15 protein-coding genes, 1 tRNA gene and 1 other RNA gene are annotated in these 14,809 nt (G+C 69.9%); 11 read left to right on the plus strand and 6 right to left on the minus strand.

The window, feature by feature from the left end; translation table 11 throughout:
• An RNA gene (ffs, locus tag AC5Y6X_RS05485) (signal recognition particle sRNA small type) lies at positions 1–95 on the minus strand.
• 65 nt (positions 96–160) lie between these two features.
• Here ffs and AC5Y6X_RS05490 point away from each other — a divergent pair.
• Positions 161–246, plus strand: a tRNA-Ser gene (locus AC5Y6X_RS05490).
• A 93-nt stretch (positions 247–339) separates the two neighbouring features.
• Entirely contained in the window at positions 340–1,170 is an 831-nt protein-coding gene (gene lucA / locus AC5Y6X_RS05495; RefSeq protein ID WP_499985023.1) for a lipid uptake coordinator LucA, read from the plus strand.
• Between the two features lie 7 nt (positions 1,171–1,177).
• On the opposite strand, the gene AC5Y6X_RS05500 is transcribed toward lucA, so the two are convergent.
• Together AC5Y6X_RS05500 and AC5Y6X_RS05505 are read right to left on the minus strand one after the other, a co-directional pair.
• Complete coding sequence (locus AC5Y6X_RS05500) at positions 1,178–1,921, minus strand: enoyl-CoA hydratase/isomerase family protein (RefSeq protein ID WP_499985025.1); 744 nt, start codon at positions 1,919–1,921, stop codon at positions 1,178–1,180.
• Positions 1,918–2,298 (minus strand): hypothetical protein, encoded by a 381-nt coding sequence (locus tag AC5Y6X_RS05505; RefSeq protein ID WP_499985026.1) that lies wholly within the window; start codon positions 2,296–2,298, stop codon positions 1,918–1,920. The genes AC5Y6X_RS05500 and AC5Y6X_RS05505 overlap by 4 nt, the downstream gene beginning before the upstream one ends.
• A 139-nt stretch (positions 2,299–2,437) precedes the next feature.
• Here AC5Y6X_RS05505 and AC5Y6X_RS05510 point away from each other — a divergent pair, with 139 nt between their 5' ends.
• From AC5Y6X_RS05510 to AC5Y6X_RS05520, 3 genes are all read left to right on the plus strand, one after another.
• Positions 2,438–2,920: a lipoprotein LpqH gene (locus tag AC5Y6X_RS05510; protein WP_499985027.1), complete on the plus strand. Its 483-nt coding sequence runs from the start codon at positions 2,438–2,440 to the stop codon at positions 2,918–2,920.
• 83 nt (positions 2,921–3,003) lie between these two features.
• The gene (locus AC5Y6X_RS05515; RefSeq protein ID WP_499985029.1) at positions 3,004–4,740 is read left to right on the plus strand and encodes a hypothetical protein; all 1,737 of its coding nucleotides are present in this window, start codon (positions 3,004–3,006) and stop codon (positions 4,738–4,740) included.
• A complete protein-coding gene (locus AC5Y6X_RS05520) occupies positions 4,737–6,101 on the plus strand; it encodes a CHAT domain-containing protein (RefSeq protein ID WP_499985030.1) in 1,365 nt (454 codons plus the stop codon). The genes AC5Y6X_RS05515 and AC5Y6X_RS05520 overlap by 4 nt, the downstream gene beginning before the upstream one ends.
• Here AC5Y6X_RS05520 and AC5Y6X_RS05525 read toward each other — a convergent pair.
• Complete coding sequence (locus tag AC5Y6X_RS05525; protein WP_324679785.1) at positions 6,056–6,346, minus strand: hypothetical protein; 291 nt, start codon at positions 6,344–6,346, stop codon at positions 6,056–6,058. The genes AC5Y6X_RS05520 and AC5Y6X_RS05525 overlap by 46 nt on opposite strands.
• 227 nt (positions 6,347–6,573) lie before the next feature.
• Here AC5Y6X_RS05525 and AC5Y6X_RS05530 point away from each other — a divergent pair, with 227 nt between their 5' ends.
• Genes AC5Y6X_RS05530 through AC5Y6X_RS05540 form a run of 3 tightly spaced genes read left to right on the plus strand, consistent with a single transcriptional unit; the run spans position 6,574 to position 10,133 of the window.
• Positions 6,574–7,896, plus strand: coding sequence for a hypothetical protein (locus AC5Y6X_RS05530; RefSeq protein ID WP_499985031.1), 1,323 nt, complete (start codon positions 6,574–6,576; stop codon positions 7,894–7,896).
• Positions 7,893–9,047, plus strand: coding sequence for a hypothetical protein (locus AC5Y6X_RS05535; protein WP_499985033.1), 1,155 nt, complete (start codon positions 7,893–7,895; stop codon positions 9,045–9,047). The genes AC5Y6X_RS05530 and AC5Y6X_RS05535 overlap by 4 nt, the downstream gene beginning before the upstream one ends.
• A gap of 30 nt (positions 9,048–9,077) precedes the next feature.
• Positions 9,078–10,133, plus strand: a complete 1,056-nt coding sequence (locus tag AC5Y6X_RS05540; RefSeq protein WP_499985035.1) for an NAD(P)H-dependent amine dehydrogenase family protein — start codon at positions 9,078–9,080, stop codon at positions 10,131–10,133.
• Here the strand turns inward: AC5Y6X_RS05540 and lipL are convergent.
• Both lipL and AC5Y6X_RS05550 read right to left on the minus strand, forming a co-directional pair.
• Positions 10,130–11,422 carry an esterase/beta-lactamase LipL gene (gene lipL / locus AC5Y6X_RS05545; protein WP_499985037.1) on the minus strand — a complete coding sequence of 431 codons (1,293 nt, stop codon included), beginning with the start codon at positions 11,420–11,422 and terminating at the stop codon, positions 10,130–10,132. The genes AC5Y6X_RS05540 and lipL overlap by 4 nt on opposite strands.
• Before the next feature lie 88 nt (positions 11,423–11,510).
• Positions 11,511–11,663 carry a hypothetical protein gene (locus tag AC5Y6X_RS05550; RefSeq protein WP_499985271.1) on the minus strand — a complete coding sequence of 51 codons (153 nt, stop codon included), beginning with the start codon at positions 11,661–11,663 and terminating at the stop codon, positions 11,511–11,513.
• A gap of 122 nt (positions 11,664–11,785) precedes the next feature.
• Here AC5Y6X_RS05550 and AC5Y6X_RS05555 point away from each other — a divergent pair, with 122 nt between their 5' ends.
• From AC5Y6X_RS05555 to AC5Y6X_RS05565, 3 genes are all read left to right on the plus strand, one after another.
• Positions 11,786–12,499 (plus strand): cutinase family protein, encoded by a 714-nt coding sequence (locus AC5Y6X_RS05555; RefSeq protein ID WP_499985257.1) that lies wholly within the window; start codon positions 11,786–11,788, stop codon positions 12,497–12,499.
• A 44-nt stretch (positions 12,500–12,543) separates the two neighbouring features.
• On the plus strand, positions 12,544–13,515 hold the full coding sequence (locus tag AC5Y6X_RS05560) for an SDR family NAD(P)-dependent oxidoreductase (RefSeq protein WP_499985039.1): 972 nt from the start codon (positions 12,544–12,546) through the stop codon (positions 13,513–13,515).
• 89 nt (positions 13,516–13,604) lie between these two features.
• A complete protein-coding gene (locus AC5Y6X_RS05565; protein WP_499985040.1) occupies positions 13,605–14,774 on the plus strand; it encodes a zinc-binding dehydrogenase in 1,170 nt (389 codons plus the stop codon).
• The last annotated feature ends 35 nt before the right edge of the window (positions 14,775–14,809 follow it).

Below are 14,809 nucleotides of genomic sequence, written 5' to 3' on the forward strand. Positions count from 1 at the left end.
CATAGGGGACCCCGCGCACCCGACAGAGCCCATTGACCCTTGCTGCCTTCCGGCCCTGGGGGAGTTCACAGGATAGACGCCGCGCGGGGTCCATGGCGAGTGTAATACCTGGCCCGGAACGAGCGTCGGGGACCGCAGCGGGCTCGGTTACCATGGCCACGGAGGATTCGCCTAGTGGCCTATGGCGCTCGCCTGGAACGCGGGTTGGGTTAACAGCCCTCGCGGGTTCAAATCCCGCATCCTCCGCAAGTGGTCCGCGACGCGGCCGAACAGGGTGTCGTTTGGAATCGGTTTGGCCTGCCTTTAGGCTGACGTGGGCTTACCGGCATGAGGAGGCGTATGGGGCGCAAGGTCGCCATACCGTGGCACTTGTTGTTTTCGCTCGGTGGAGGCGCCCTCTACTTCTTCTGCGTGCTGCCCCGCTGGTACGAGCTGATGGGCGACATGTCGCGCGGACTGGGGATGGCGGGCCGGATCGCGTCGGGCGCGCTGATCGGGTTGGCCGCCCTCCCCGTGGTGTTCACCCTGTTGCGCACCCGCAAGCCCGAGCTCGGCACCCCGCAGCTGGCGCTGTCGATGCGGGTCTGGTCGATCGTGGCCCACGTGCTGGCGGGCGTGCTGATCATCGGCACCGCGATCAGCGAGATCTGGCTCAGCCTGGACGCGGCCGGACAGTATCTGTTCGGCATCTACGGCGCCGCCGCCGCGATCGCCGTGCTCGGATTCTTTGCGTTCTACCTGTCGTTCGTCGCCGAGTTGCCGCCGCCACCGCCGAAACCGATCAAGGCGAAGAAGCCCAAGAAGCGCCGCGGCAAGAAGGACGAGGAGGCCGACCAGGCCGACGAGGAAACCGAAGAAACCGAAGAAACCGACGAGTCCGAGGCCGCCGAGGAAACCGAAGTAGCCGAAGAAGCCGAAGAAGGCGAGACGGTCGAGGCGGTCGAGGCGGAAGCGGCGACCGAAGAGGCGCCGACGCGGCAAGCCACCGAGACCGAGGCCGAGGCCGAGACCACCGAATCCACCCAATCCCCTGAATCGACCGAATCCATCGAATCGGCCGAAGCCGCCGACGAGCCCGCGGGCGGGTTGCGCAACCGCCGCCCGACCGGGAAGGGCACCCACCGCATGCGCCGCAGGCGCACCCGGGGCGGCGTCGCGGTCGACGAATAGCCGACGATCAGTCGCGGCGCCGAAGGCGCTCGAGCGAGTCGGCGATGCGCCGCCGGGTCTCCTCGGCGCCCCACAGCTCGCGGACCTCGCGGTCGATAGCGCCGGCCTGGCCGATCCGCGCCAGGGCGGGCGCCCTCAGCTGGGCCTTGGTATGGCGATAGGCGTCGACGGAGATCTCGCCCAGATCCGCCGCCTCCGCCACGGCCGCCCCGACGAGATCCTCGGCGACGACGCGGTGGGCGAGCCCGCGGGCGACGGCGTCGTCCCCCCGATACAGGCGGCCGCCGAGCAGCACTTCCTCGGCGTGGTCCCCGCACGCGTGACGCACCACCTCCAGCGCAGCGGCGGGAAACGGCACCCCGACGCGGACCTCGGACGCCCCGATCTGGGCGTCGGGGCCGGCCAGGCGACGGTCGCAGGCGCAGGCCAGCACGCACCCGCCCGCGATGGCGGCACCGTTGACGGCCGCCACCGTCGGCCCGGGGTAGCCGAACAACGCGACGAACGCGTCGGCCAGGGCGGGAATCAACCGATCGGTGTATTCGGCGCCGCCCTGCAGCACGCGGTTGAGGTCGACCCCGGCGCAGAACACCCGGCCCGCGCCGGTGACGACGAGCGCGCCGGCGCCCGAACCCTGCAACTCGCGGACGGCGGCAGTCAGCTCTTCCAGCAGCTCGACGTCGAGGGCGTTGACCCGCCCCGATGACAGGGCCAACACCCGCACCGTCCCGACGGTCTGGATCTCGATCACTGCGGCCGGTCGGCGATGACGACGGGAATGTCGGTGTTCTCGTCGGTGTGATAGCTCGCGCAGACGCGGTGGTAGCCGTCGGCGATCTGCAGCGGGGCACCGGTTGCGAAGTCGCCGCGGACCAGCAGGATGGGCGAAAGCGGTTCGCCCTTCTTGATCTTGGCGAGATCGGAGGCGACGTGGGGGTTGTCGACCGGTAGCAGGCGCAGCCGGGCGGCCCGCAGAATGTCCTTGGCCTTCTTGCGCACAACTTCCCCGGCCTGCAGTCGCCGGCTCAGCTCCTCGACGCTGTGCGCGTCGGCGAGCAACGCAAGGTAGTCGGCTGCGGCCGGAAAGTCATGGGCCTCAGGCTTTTCCAGCCATTTCACCTTCGGCATCGCCCGCCTCCCTTCGTGGGGCCATGTCGACGCAGCCTACCGGTCGCGCCGGAAAATTGGGATCGGTAGCGACCGGGGCGTTCTGTACTCGCTCTCATGACGACGCCAACGGGGCGGCGCATGAAGGAAGGAACACTCAGTGAAACGTCTTCTCGCGGCAGCGATTGGAAGCCTTGGCGTCGCGTCGGCGCTGGTGGCCTGCTCGAGCGGCGGCCACACGGCCAGCCCGGGCTCGAGTGCGGCGCCCAGCGCGGCCACCGGGACCAGCGCACAGGTGAAGGTCGGCGGCACCGACCTCGCGGGGCTGAATCCCGCCTCGGTGACCTGCGTCAGGACCGGCGGCAAGATCAACATCGGCACCGGGTCCACCGGCGGCGCCCAGCAGGCGCTGGCGGTCGTGATGACCGACGAGTCCACGCCGAAGGTGGAGTCGTTGGCCCTCGTCGTCGACGGCAACGCGTTGTCGGTCAGCAACGGCATGGGCGCCAAGGTCGGATCGGCCAACGTGGCGGTGGACGGCAAGACCTACACCATCACGGGCCAGGCGCAGGGTGCCGATTTGAAGAACCCGATGGCCGGAATGGTCACCAAGGACTTCAACATCAAGGTGACCTGCGGTTGAGGGGTCTAACTCCGGGCGGCGGGCGCGCTTCACTCCGCGTCCGCCGCTCCGGGGTTTGGACCACCAGGACTTATGATGCAGCCGTGTCGATTCCCGGCGAATTGCAGCGTGCCCGCCGGCTGGCGTTCGCCGCCGACGAGGTCGCGGCTCGGGATCTGCTGCTGTCGCTGATGCCCCGCATCGAGCGGGAAGACCGCGACGATCTCGCGCTGGAGGCGTTCGCGCAGCTGGGCGAGATATACCTGGCGCGCGGCTCGAATGATGGTGTGCGGGAATCGATTCGGCGCATCCGCGACTGCCTGTCCGTCTATTCCGCGGTCGCTGCCGGCACCATGCCGGAGGCCGCCGCACGGGTGCGCATGTCCGGCGCCGAGGTGGCGCACCTGGTCTGCCGACACTCGCGGCGGGCCCAATTCCTGCGAACCGGCCTCGCCGCGGCGCTCGGCGATCACGAAGGCGCCGCGAAGGAGCTTGCGGCGTTGGGCGACACGAGCTCCGACGCGGCTTTCGCCGACCTGGCCGACGAGCACGCCTACCTGCTGACCTACGCGCAAATCCTGTGCGCGACCGCGCTGTGCGACGACGACCTGCATGTCCGGTCGGTTCCGCTGTGGGAGCCGGTGCTCGCTGCCATCGCGGATCCGGGGCACCTGAGCGGCGACGGCCTGCTCGCAGACCATCTCCGGGTGGAGGCGGCCATCGGATACGGCAGGTTCTGCGTCGAAACCGGAAGGCTGTCCGAGGCCGAGCCGTGGCTGCGTCGCGCAGGCGCCCGGGCGCAGGCACGCGGGTGGGAATTGGCCGCGGCCAGAACGCAATTGGAGCTGGCCGCGTCCTGCTGGTCGGCCGCCGACCACGCCAGCACCGAGCAACTGGTCTCCGAGGCCCAGCCCGTCATCGCGCGATACGCCCGGGCGCACGACCTGGCCCGGTGCTGGGTCTATCTGGGGCTGACGCGATTGGCGTCGGGCGCGTTGGAGGCGGCCGACGAATGCTGGGGCCACGCCGAGCGACACCTGCGCGAACTCGGCAAGCCGCTGCCCCTGCACCGTATTCTGTTGCAGCGCAGCTGGATATCGATCTTCTGGGGCCGCTTCGCGGATGCGGTCGAGTCGATCGCCCAGGCCCGCGAGCTGCTCGACTCGTCCCCGCGCAGCAGTTGGCTGCAGTACGCGCAGCTCGACAATCACCTCGGAACCGTCTGGCGCGCCGACGCGCTGACCGACCTCGGCTTCGACAGCTCGGGCGATCCCGACGAGACGCTGCAGGAAACCGAGGCGCGGCAGGCCGAGGGGCTCGGCATCCTGCGCGGCGAGGTGGGCACCCCGGAATACTGGCGCGCGATGACCAAGCTGGAACAGGCCGCGGAGCTCAAGGTCCCGGCCGCGTTGGCGGTCGACTCGGTGCGGTATTCGATCGCCGACGCCGATGCGAGGTCGCGCTGGGCAACCAACGTCTCGGCGCCGATCCTGGCCAGCGCCTTCGCCGTCGCCTGGGAGTGGGAGAACACCGAACTGATCAGCGAGCTGGTCGAATACCACAGCGCGCGTGGGACTTTCGCCGCCGAACCGGAGGCACCCAAAGTCGGCGAATGGTCGGCCGCGTCCACCTCGCCGGTGCTGATCGACGCCGGCGAGGCGCTGGCCGCCTCCGGCCCGGAAGCCGGAGGCGGCGGTTCGCTGACGCGGCTTGGCCCGTTGCCGCCGCTGCGGATGCAGCCGGACGCTCCCCCGATCTTGAGCCACTATCGCGAGCTGGCGTTGCAGCGGTACGGCCGCGAGGTCACCGCCGACGAACCCGCCTGGTCGACCTGGCCATGAGTGATCCGGACCGGCCGACTCTGGTCCTGCGATTCGCCGACCTCGGGATCGTCACCTACGCCAGCTTGCGGATAGTCGGGCAACCGTCCAGGACCGTCAACTGGGTGGTGGAGGAGCCGATCCTGCTCGCGGCCCTGCAGGAGCTGGCCGCCGCGCTGCCGGAGCCGCACGGCCCGGAGAGCCGTCGTGACGCCATCGAGCGTGCGCTGACGAGCGGCCCCTTCGCGACGCCACAGGACGAACTGACGCTGGCCTACATCCTGGGTGTGCTGCTGATCGCCGAGCCCGGGTGGCGGCTGCTGGCCGAATGCGTGGCGACGCCGCGCGCCGTGCTGTTCGTCTCGCCCAGCGCGCGCCTGGCCCGCGTCCCGTGGGGCCTGCTGGCGGTGCCGAAATCCGGGCCCAGCAAGGAAGAACTCGTCCGCGCCCGCCAGGAGGCCATCACCGCCAGCGGCCGGGCGGCCGCCAAAATCCCTTGGCAGCTCGCCGATGTCGGCGAGCACACCGACGGGCACCGGCTGATGGAGTTGGTCGACGTGCTGCTCGCGGTGCCGCAGAACATCGTGCACTCGCCGCGGTCACCGGACGGGTGGGCCGCCCGTCGAGACGGTCCGCCGGCGCTGGTCCTCGACCCTAGGGTGCCGGGTCAGCGCCCGGACTCCGCGCTCGGATCGGTGCTCGGCAGGCCGTCGGCCGACACGCCGTTGGCGCGGCACTACGCCGCGCTGATGCAACGCCGCGCGGTGCTGCCGAACGTCGACGCGGCGGTGGAGCTGTTCCGCCGCCAGGACGCCGACCGCGGGTGGCTCGCCGAGTTGCTGGCACAGGCGCCGAGCAGGCTGATGTACGTCGGCCACGCGAGTTCGCCGGACGGCCACTCCGGTCAGGCCGGCCGGGCCGATCGGGCCGCGCTGCATTTGGCCTGTGCGGCGGGCATTCCCGGCGCCGGCGACGCGATCGGGGAGCACCGTCCGCTGACCGCAGCGGATCTGATGGCCCTGCGGCTGCCGATGCCGCCCCGGGTCGCCCTGCTGGCGTGCGCCTCCGGCGGTGACTATCGATTCGACGAGGCGACGGGCCTGGTGGCGGCCATGGTCCTGGGCGGCGCGCAGCTGGTGACCGCCACGCTGTGGTCGCTGCCCACCACGGCGGCCTACCGGCAATTCGCCGCCGACGGCACCGCGGATCCCATGTCCGGCACCGTCATCGCCGTCGACGAGGCGCACGAGGCCATCGACGCGGGGTGCGCGGTGAATCGGTGGCAGCGCGAGCAGATGCGGCGCTGGCGCGACGGTGCCGCCACCGCCAGCCCGCTCTACTGGGGCGCGCTCGTCAGCTTCGCCGTCGACGGCGCGCGCTGACAGTGGACGGCCAGGACGTCGTCGGGCAGCGAAAGCTCTTCGCGGGCAGCGGGATCGAACGCCACCAGAACGACGAGGCCCGGGTGCAGCGCCCAGACGTCGCCCTCGCAACGGGCCAGTTTGCCGATGAACGTCTCGCCGGAGACCGCCACCACCTCGACGAACACCTGGCGCTCGTTGTCCGTCGCACACACCGTGCCGACCCCGACGATGCGTTCATGAGCGGTCTGAGCCCGCGCGACCATCAGGCCGCCGATGACCGCCAAAGCCAGTGCGACAGCCCCGATGCCGGCCATCGTGACCCACGGGTGGCTAAAGGTGATATAGACAACGGCGGTTGCGATAAGCGCGATTTCGGCGCCCGCCAGCAGCATCGTCGGATTCTTCATGTGACCAGCCTCTCGGTGCCGCCCGGCTACCGAACCCAACTTTTTCGCTGCCGCTCTCTGCCGAAAGCCCCTATCCTGTCCTGATGAGCGCGGACTCGCAGGTGGCGGACGTCGCAGTCGGCCTGCCCCGCCGGTCGGTGATCGAGCGGGCGTGGCGCGCGATCGGTCCCGGCGTGGAGGTGCTCAGCAGCGACGACGGCGGCCCGTTGAGCCGGACGGTCAAACGGATCCTGGACCCGTTGGTGCTGCGCCTGCGATCGAACCCGCAGTATTCGGCCCCCGTCGTCGACGCCGACACGGCCGCGGCGATCCATGAGCTGATCGTCGGCAACGCTCACCAATTGCGTTCCGCCGCAGCATGGTTCGACACCCTGAAGCTCGAGCGCCGCAGGCAGCGGATCCGCACCGGCAACGCCCAGGAGCTGTACTTTCCGGTGTGCTTCGAGCTCGCGGTGACGAAAGGCCCACCGGCGCCGCAGGATCGCGAGACGGCGGCCGCGATACTCGGCGAAATCCACCTCGGCCGGGACCGCACCGCGATCGAGGTGCTGCACCAGTACGTGGCGAGCCCCGAAGTCGTCGCCGCACTGACCGAGCAGCTCGAACGGAGCTGGCGTGACGTGCGGGCGTCCGAAACAGCGACGGCGGCCGGCCACTTCCTGGCCGAGCTCAGCACCGCGCTCGGCCGCGCCGACGGCCACAGCGCCAAAGCGGCCCGCCAGCGAGCCTGGTCGGCCCTCATCGCCGATCCGGCGCCGTACAACCTGGGCGCCCTGGCCCGCACCGAGACGGCCGAGCTACCCTGGTCGATCATCGAGCTTGGCCTGAGTTCGGTTGCACCGCAACGGAAACCACAAGTCTTTACCGGGTCCGACAGCGATCGCCCGCTGGACCGAAGCGTGGTGGACCGGGTGCGCGCGACGTTGCGGCGCGCCCTGGACCGCGACGCGCTGCCCGACATCCCGCTGCTGTGCGAAGAGGAAGTCGACCGCGCCTGCGCGCCGTGGGGGTTGCTGTCCGAGGACAAGCAGGCCACGTTGGTGGCCGGCATCGAGGTCGCGGTCGACCTGGCGCCCCTGGACCCGTCCGTGATGAGCCACTACGGGCTGGCGGCCCAGATTCAGGCCCGGCTGCGCAAAGAGGCGTACGTCTTGCACGCCAGGCGCTATCTCGCCGAGGGCGGGCCGATTCATCCGCGCCAGCAGCAGGTCGTCGACGACCTCGCCGCCTACGCGCAGCCGTATCTGAGTCGGCTCTGGGCGCGGCTGCACGGGCGCGACGTGTGGCAGGAGCCCTGCGACGACGTCGACGACGTGCGGTCGCTGCTGGAGGGCGTCGCGCGGTCGGTGAGCCTCGACCACCGGCAACGCATCAAGGCGATGCTGGAATTGCAGGTGGCCGGATGAGATTGGTTGCCGACGCCGGTCTTTGGCGAATCGGCCCCGCCGCCGCACCGACCCCGCTGACCGCGGTGCTGGAAGTCAGTGGCGCGGTGCTGTCCTGGACGGTCGACGATCCCGCCGGCGCCGCGTCGGCCCAGATCACCTTCACAGACCCGGCCCGCGCCGACTGGCTGTGGCGCATCCTCGGCGAGTCCGGGCACGTCGCGCTGGCCTCCGCGTTGGACGCCGCCGACGCGGCCGGCCCACCGCATGAGCTCACCGGCGTCGACATCGTGCCCGGATCGATGGACCCGCTGCGCAGGCTGGCCATCGGGCATTGGCTGCGGCGCTGGTGGCCCGCCAGCCGGAACGACGGCATCGCCGGCCTGGACCGCGCGCTGCTGGACGTCGAGGTCGCGCTGCTGACCGTCGGGGCGCAGGGCTTCTTCACCGACGACACGCTGGATTCGGAGGTGGCGCAGCTGCTCGCGCCGCACGCCCCGGCCCTGGCCGCGCACGTGACGACCGGCGACCCGCGGATCATCGACCTGGTGCGAGCGGGCGCCGGGCTCGCCGACGAAGCCGGCATCGACGGCGCCGGGTGGCCGAAACTGCATGCCGCCCTTGATGATTCGGGTGCCGCCCGGACGGCGGCACCGGCCGAGCCGAGCGGGCGTCGTGACGATTACGCGCTGGCCGCCGGCGCCGACGCGGGACTCGGCGGCAAGGCGGCGATCGCCAGGGGCGTCGCCTCCGTCAACTGGAGCGCGGTTCCCCCCGGAATCTTCGACGCCGGTGAGGACACCGTCGACTGGATCATCGAGGCCGACGAGACGGCGGCGGTCGCCGTCGTCCAAGCGGCGGTCATCGGGCCCGACCCGGCCACCGGCATCGGGGTGCGGCTGAGGTCGGGAGCCGTCGGCGGCGCCGGCGTGCTGCACGCCGGCGGCCGCGCCACCCTCGCCCTGACCGACTCGCAGCGACCGATGACCGAATCGGCGGCCTGGGACCACGATTGGTCCGCCACCTCGGTGCTCGTCGGCGCCGAGCTGTCCGGCGGGACCGAGACGCGCGAAACCCGTGACCGGGTCCGTCGCTGGGTGCGGGCGCGGCTGGACTCCCCGGGTGACGACGCGTTCCTGGCCGAGATCCTGGCTTCCGAATCCGCCTATTAAAGATCCGGCTCGATTCCCTATGCTGAGCGAGTGCCAAACACCTATCGAGTCGTTCAATGGAACACCGGAAACGTCGGCAAGAGCTCGCTGAAATCCATCGCCGACAACCCCACGCTTGAATTGGTGGGGTGTTATGCCTGGTCGGCCGAGAAGGTCGGCCGCGACGCCGGCGAGCTGGTCGGCATCGCGCCGCTGGGGATCGCGGCCACCAACGACGTCGACGCGCTGCTGGCCCTTAAGCCGGACTGCGCGGTCTACAACCCGATGTGGTTCGACGTCGACGAGCTGGTCCGCATCCTGTCGGCCGGGGTCAACGTCGTCACGACGGCGTCCTTCATCACCGGGCGCAACCTCGGCGACGGCCGGGACCGGCTGCTGGAGGCCTGCGAGAAGGGCGGCGCCACGCTCTTCGGGTCCGGCGTCAGCCCGGGCTTCGCCGAACTGCTGGCGATCGTGTCGGCGATGGTGTGCAACAGGATCGACAAGGTCACCGTCAACGAGGCCGCCGACACCACGTTCTACGACTCGCCCGACACCGAGAAGCCGGTCGGTTTCGGCCAGCCGATCGACCACCCCGAGCTGTCGCAGATGGCCGCCAAGGGAACCGCGATTTTCGGCGAGGCGGTCCAGCTGGTGGGCGACGCGCTCGGCGTCGAGCTCGACGAGGTGCGATGCGTGGCCGAATTCGCGCAGACCACCGCCGACCTCGAAATGGCGTCCTGGACCATCCCCGCCGGATGCGTCGCGGGGGTCTACATCAGCTGGCAGGGCATCGTCGGCGGCAACACCGTGATCGACCTCAACGTCCGGTGGCGCAAGGGTCAGACGCTCGAGCCGGACTGGAAGATCGAACAGGACGGCTGGGTCATCCAGATCGACGGGCAGCCGACGGTCACCACCAAGGTCGGATTTCTGCCGCCGCCGTATTTCCAGGCCGAGACGATCGCCGACTTCATGGACCTCGGACACATCATGACCGCGATGCCCGCGATCAACGCGATCCCCGCCGTCGTCGCCGCGGCGCCGGGCATCGTCACCTACACCGACCTTCCGCTGACCCTCCCGCGCGGCAACGTAAAGGTCTAAGCGCTTCCCGACGCCGCCACGTCCGAAACCGCCCGGCGCCGAGCGGGTTTGGCGTACGTCGCGCCCAGCTGCGGCACCTCGAGCGGACCCTGGTGACGCGCGGCCTCGATGGCGGAGCGCAGCGGACCGGCCAGGCCCGCGAACGATCCCATGTCGAACAGCCGTTGCGTCAGCAGCCGGTTGTGGACATAGCCGAACGAGCTGCCGGTGTCCGGGTCGGCCCATCCCAGCGTCCCGCCCAGGCCGACGTGACCAAAACCCTTGAGCAGTCCGGGAACCGGCGATTCGTGGTAGCCGAGGTGAAAAGGCATGGGCACCACCATGTTCGCGTCCGGCCACTTGATCCGCGACTGGCCCGCCAGGCCGCGCGCCAAATCCTTGGACAGGTACTTCTTGCCGTCGATGCGACCCTCGTTGGCGAGCACCGCGTACATCTTGGCCAGGCCACGCCCGGTCACCACGCCGTTGGCCGCCGGCACCTCGCCGTCCAGGAACGGGGTATCGCCCTTGACGAGCGATATGACCCCGGGGAAGTACATCGCGCCGAGGGCGCCCGAGAACGGCAGGCCGGCCACCTTCGGTGCGATGAAGCTCATCACCGGGGTGCGGAACCGGCCCTGCGGCATCAGGATCTGCGCCGCCTTGGTGGGCGAGCCGGCGGGCGGACGGCCGAGATGCACGCCGTCGGTGTTGAGCGGCCGCGCGACCTCCTGACGGAACAACTCCCGCATGCCCTTTCCGGTCACCGCCCGGGCCAGACCGGACAGCAGCCACCCATAGGTCAGCGCGTGATACGCCTGCACGCCGCGCAGGTGGTCGACGGGCGCCTCCGCGAGGCGCTGCTCCATGAGCAGGTGATCCATCAGCTCGGTTTTGGTGACGCCGCGCAGATGCGACAAACCCGACCGATGGCGCAACACATCGCGAACCGTGATCGCGCCTTTCCCGTTGGCCGCGAACTCGGGCCAGTATTCGGCGACCGGTTCGTCATACGACAGCAGCCCGCGATCGGCGAGGCGGTGGATCACCGTCGACGCCACGCCCTTGGTCCCCGAGAACACCATCGCGCCCGTATCCGCGGTCCACGGCTCCGTGCCCGCCCGGTCCGACCACCCGGTCCAGACGTCGACGACGGGTCGGCCGTCGATGTAGACGCAGAGGGCGCCCCCGCCCAGTCGCGGCCCGGGGAAGCGGTCGGCGAACAGCTTGACGACGTTCGCGAAATGCGGGTCGGCGGCGCCGGACACGCCGTGCGGCAGGCCGTCGCCGGTCAGCAGGGAGGTTGTCACCGTGCAGCGCCCCGACCAGTTGCCATCACGAGAATGAAGCTAGCAGCAGGGCACACCGCCGTTTGCCCGGCTTTGCAAAAAATGCCCCTCAGTCCGGCTGCTCCGGGCCTTCATCGGTCCCCGGCGCCTTGGGCGGTGCGTCCCCCAGGAACTTCCTCAGCCGGAGCAGCTGATTGACCACCATGCCGATGCCCAGCAGCATCAGCGTCGCCACTATCGCCACCACAATCGCGGTGCTCACGAACTCCATGGTGACAGCGCACGACAAACAACGCGGTTGAAAAGGAGGCCTTCCGGCAATCCCTACCGCAATTAGCATCGAATACCAGGCAGGGGGCCTCGATGATGCGAAGCGGTGCGGTGATGGACGTCGTGAAGTTGATCGACAAGCAGGTGCGCCGGGCCGTGGCGGCCGCCGGGGCGGCGGGAGCGCTCGCCGCTTCCGCGCTGCTCGAATCGCCCGGCCCGTCGGCGTCGGCCGACCCCTGTCCCGACGTCGAGGTCGTGTTCGCCCGCGGCACCGGCGAGCCACCCGGCGTCGGCAACTTCGGGCAGCAATTCGTCGATGCCCTGCGCGGGCGCGTCGGCGCGCGATCTTTCGGGGTGTATCCGGTCAACTACGAGGCCAGCACCGATTTCAGCAATCCCAATTTTCCGTTGACCGTGATCGCCGGGATTCGCGACGCCGGCTCTCACATCCAATCCATGGCCGCGAACTGCCCCACGACCCGCGAGGTCCTCGGCGGATACTCGCAGGGCGCGGCCGTGGCCGGCTATGCCACCTCGGCCGCCGTACCGCCGGGGGTACCCGCTGATTTGGTGCCGAAGCCGATGTCGCCGGACATCGCGAACCACGTTGCCGCGGTGACACTGTTCGGGAAACCTTCCGACCAATGGCTGGCGCAGTATGGCGCGCCGCCAATCGCCATCGGGCCGCTGTACAAGCCCAAGACCCTTGAACTGTGCGCGCAGGGCGACCCCATTTGCGGTACCGGCAACGACAACGCCGCGCACGTCATGTATGGGGTGAACGGCATGACGGACCAAGCCGCGGACTTCGCCGCCGGTCATCTCTGATACCCCGGGCGCCCGCGGGCGGGCAACCGGTGCAGAATCGCACGATGCACGTTCTGATCACGGGCGGTACCGGATTCGTGGGCGGGTGGACCGCCAAGGTCATCGCCGACGCCGGACACTCCGTCCGGTTTTTGGTGCGTAACCCCGACCGGCTGCAGACCTCGGTCGCCAAGCTGGGCGTCGACGTGTCGGACTTCGCCGTCGGGGACATCACCGACCGCGTCTCGGTGCGCGAGGCGTTGCGCGGCTGCGACGCCGTCGTGCACAGCGCCGCCCTGGTGGCAACCGACCCACGCCAGACCAACCAGATGCTGACCACGAACATGCAGGGCGCCCAGAACGTCCTCGGCCAGTCCGTCGAGCTCGGCCTGGATCCGATCATCCACGTGTCGAGCTTCACCGCGCTGTTTCATCCCGGCCTGGAGATGCTGACGGCGGACCTGCCGGTCGTCGGCGGGGCGGACGGATACGGGACGTCCAAGGCGCAGGTCGAAATCTATGCCCGCGGCCTGCAGGACGCCGGGGCGCCGGTGAACATCACCTACCCCGGCATGGTTCTCGGCCCGCCGGTCGGCGACCAATTCGGCGAGGCCGGCGAGGGCGTCAGGGCGGCGCTGCAGATGCATGCGATCCCGGGGCGAAGCGCGGCGTGGTTGGTCGTCGACGTCCGCGACCTGGCCGCGTTGCACGCGGCGCTGCTGGAGCCGGGGCGCGGGCCGCGTCGTTACACCGCGGGCGGACATCGCGTTCCGGCCTACGAGCTGGCGACCATGCTCGGCCAAATCGCAGGCACGCCGATGGTTGCCGTCCCCATTCCGGACACCGCGCTGCGGGTGGCGGGCGCGGTGCTGGACCGGGCGGGCCGATTCCTGCCCTTCGACACCCCGTTCACCTCGGCGGGCATGCAGTACTACACCCAGATGCCGGCCTCCGACGATTCGCCGAGCGAGCGAGAACTCGGCATCACCTATCGGGATCCGGCCGAAACCGTCGCCGACACGTTCGCGGCCCTTTAGTCAGCCGCGACACTGTAACTACCGACACTCCTTCTCGGGAAATGCGTTGCCAGTTGCAGTTTCGCGATGGCGGGGCGGAGGATCGACGGATGAAGAGCGTCACCTGCACGAACACCAAGCTCGAGGTCGTCGACCTGCCGATCCCGGCGCCGGAGAAGGGCCAGTTGCTGATCGAGGTCCTGAGGTGCGGCATTTGCGGGTCCGACCTGCACGCGCGCCACCACTGCGACGAGCTCGCCGACGTGATGGCCGACTCGGGGTACGACGCGTTCATGCGATCGGATCAGCGGGTGGTGTTCGGTCACGAATTCTGCGGTGAAGTGGTCGAGTACGGCCCCGGCACGCGCAGGGCCCCGCGGCGCGGCACCCCGGTCGTCGCGCTGCCGCTGCTGCGGCGCGGCAAAGAGGTGCACGGGATCGGCTTGTCGACGATGGCGCCCGGCGCCTATGCCGAGCAGCTCCTCGTCGAGCAGTCGATGACGTTTCCCGTCCCCAACGGGCTGGCCCCCGAAATAGCCGCGCTGACCGAGCCGATGGCCGTCGGCTGGCACGCCGTCCGTCGCGGCGAGGTGGGCAAGGGCGACGTCGCGATCGTGATCGGCTGCGGGCCAATCGGTCTTGGGGTGATCTGCATGCTCAAGGCGCACGGGGTGCGCACCGTGATTGCCGCCGATTTCTCCGCGGGCCGGCGCGCGCTGGCGACCGCCTGCGGGGCCGACATCGTCGTCGATCCCGCGCAGGACTCGCCGTATAGGACGGACGCGAGCCGCAAACACCTGCAGGGCATCCTCGAGGCGTTCGACCTTGCGGTCGGCACCATCGAGAAGCTGCAGCGGCTGCGGCTGCCCTGGTGGCACGTGTGGCGCGCCGCCGAAGCGGCCGGCGCGGCAACACCCAAACACCCCGTCATCTTCGAATGTGTCGGTGTCCCAGGCATTATCGACGGCATCGTCACGAGCGCACCGTTGTTCTCGCGGGTCGTCGTGGTCGGCGTCTGCATGGGCTCGGACCACATCCGGCCGGCGATGGCGATCAACAAAGAGATCGACCTCCGGTTCGTGCTGGGCTACACCCCGCTCGAGTTCCGCGACACGCTGCACATGCTCGCCGACGGCAAGGTCAACGTCGCGCCGCTGATCACCGGGACGGTCGGCCTGCCCGGTGTCGCGGCCGCGTTCGACGCCCTCGGTGATCCCGAGGCCCACGCGAAGATCCTGATCGACCCCAAGAGCGACGCCGCGAGCCCACAGCCGGCGTAGGCCGCCGCCGTCGCGAGACTGTAACTACCGACGCC

The organism is Mycobacterium sp. NGS26, assembly GCF_059813025.1.

Bases quoted from the DNA above. Each gene is read 5' to 3' on its own strand.
- lucA (WP_499985023.1), top strand. From the start codon at position 340: ATGGGGCGCAAGGTCGCCATACCGTGGCACTTGTTGTTTTCGCTCGGT.
- AC5Y6X_RS05505 (WP_499985026.1), bottom strand. From the start codon at position 2,298: ATGCCGAAGGTGAAATGGCTGGAAAAGCCTGAGGCCCATGACTTTCCG.
- AC5Y6X_RS05520 (WP_499985030.1), top strand. From the start codon at position 4,737: ATGAGTGATCCGGACCGGCCGACTCTGGTCCTGCGATTCGCCGACCTC.
- AC5Y6X_RS05525 (WP_324679785.1), bottom strand. From the start codon at position 6,346: ATGGTCGCGCGGGCTCAGACCGCTCATGAACGCATCGTCGGGGTCGGC.
- AC5Y6X_RS05530 (WP_499985031.1), top strand. From the start codon at position 6,574: ATGAGCGCGGACTCGCAGGTGGCGGACGTCGCAGTCGGCCTGCCCCGC.
- AC5Y6X_RS05535 (WP_499985033.1), top strand. From the start codon at position 7,893: ATGAGATTGGTTGCCGACGCCGGTCTTTGGCGAATCGGCCCCGCCGCC.
- AC5Y6X_RS05555 (WP_499985257.1), top strand. From the start codon at position 11,786: ATGGACGTCGTGAAGTTGATCGACAAGCAGGTGCGCCGGGCCGTGGCG.
- AC5Y6X_RS05560 (WP_499985039.1), top strand. From the start codon at position 12,544: ATGCACGTTCTGATCACGGGCGGTACCGGATTCGTGGGCGGGTGGACC.
- AC5Y6X_RS05565 (WP_499985040.1), top strand. From the start codon at position 13,605: ATGAAGAGCGTCACCTGCACGAACACCAAGCTCGAGGTCGTCGACCTG.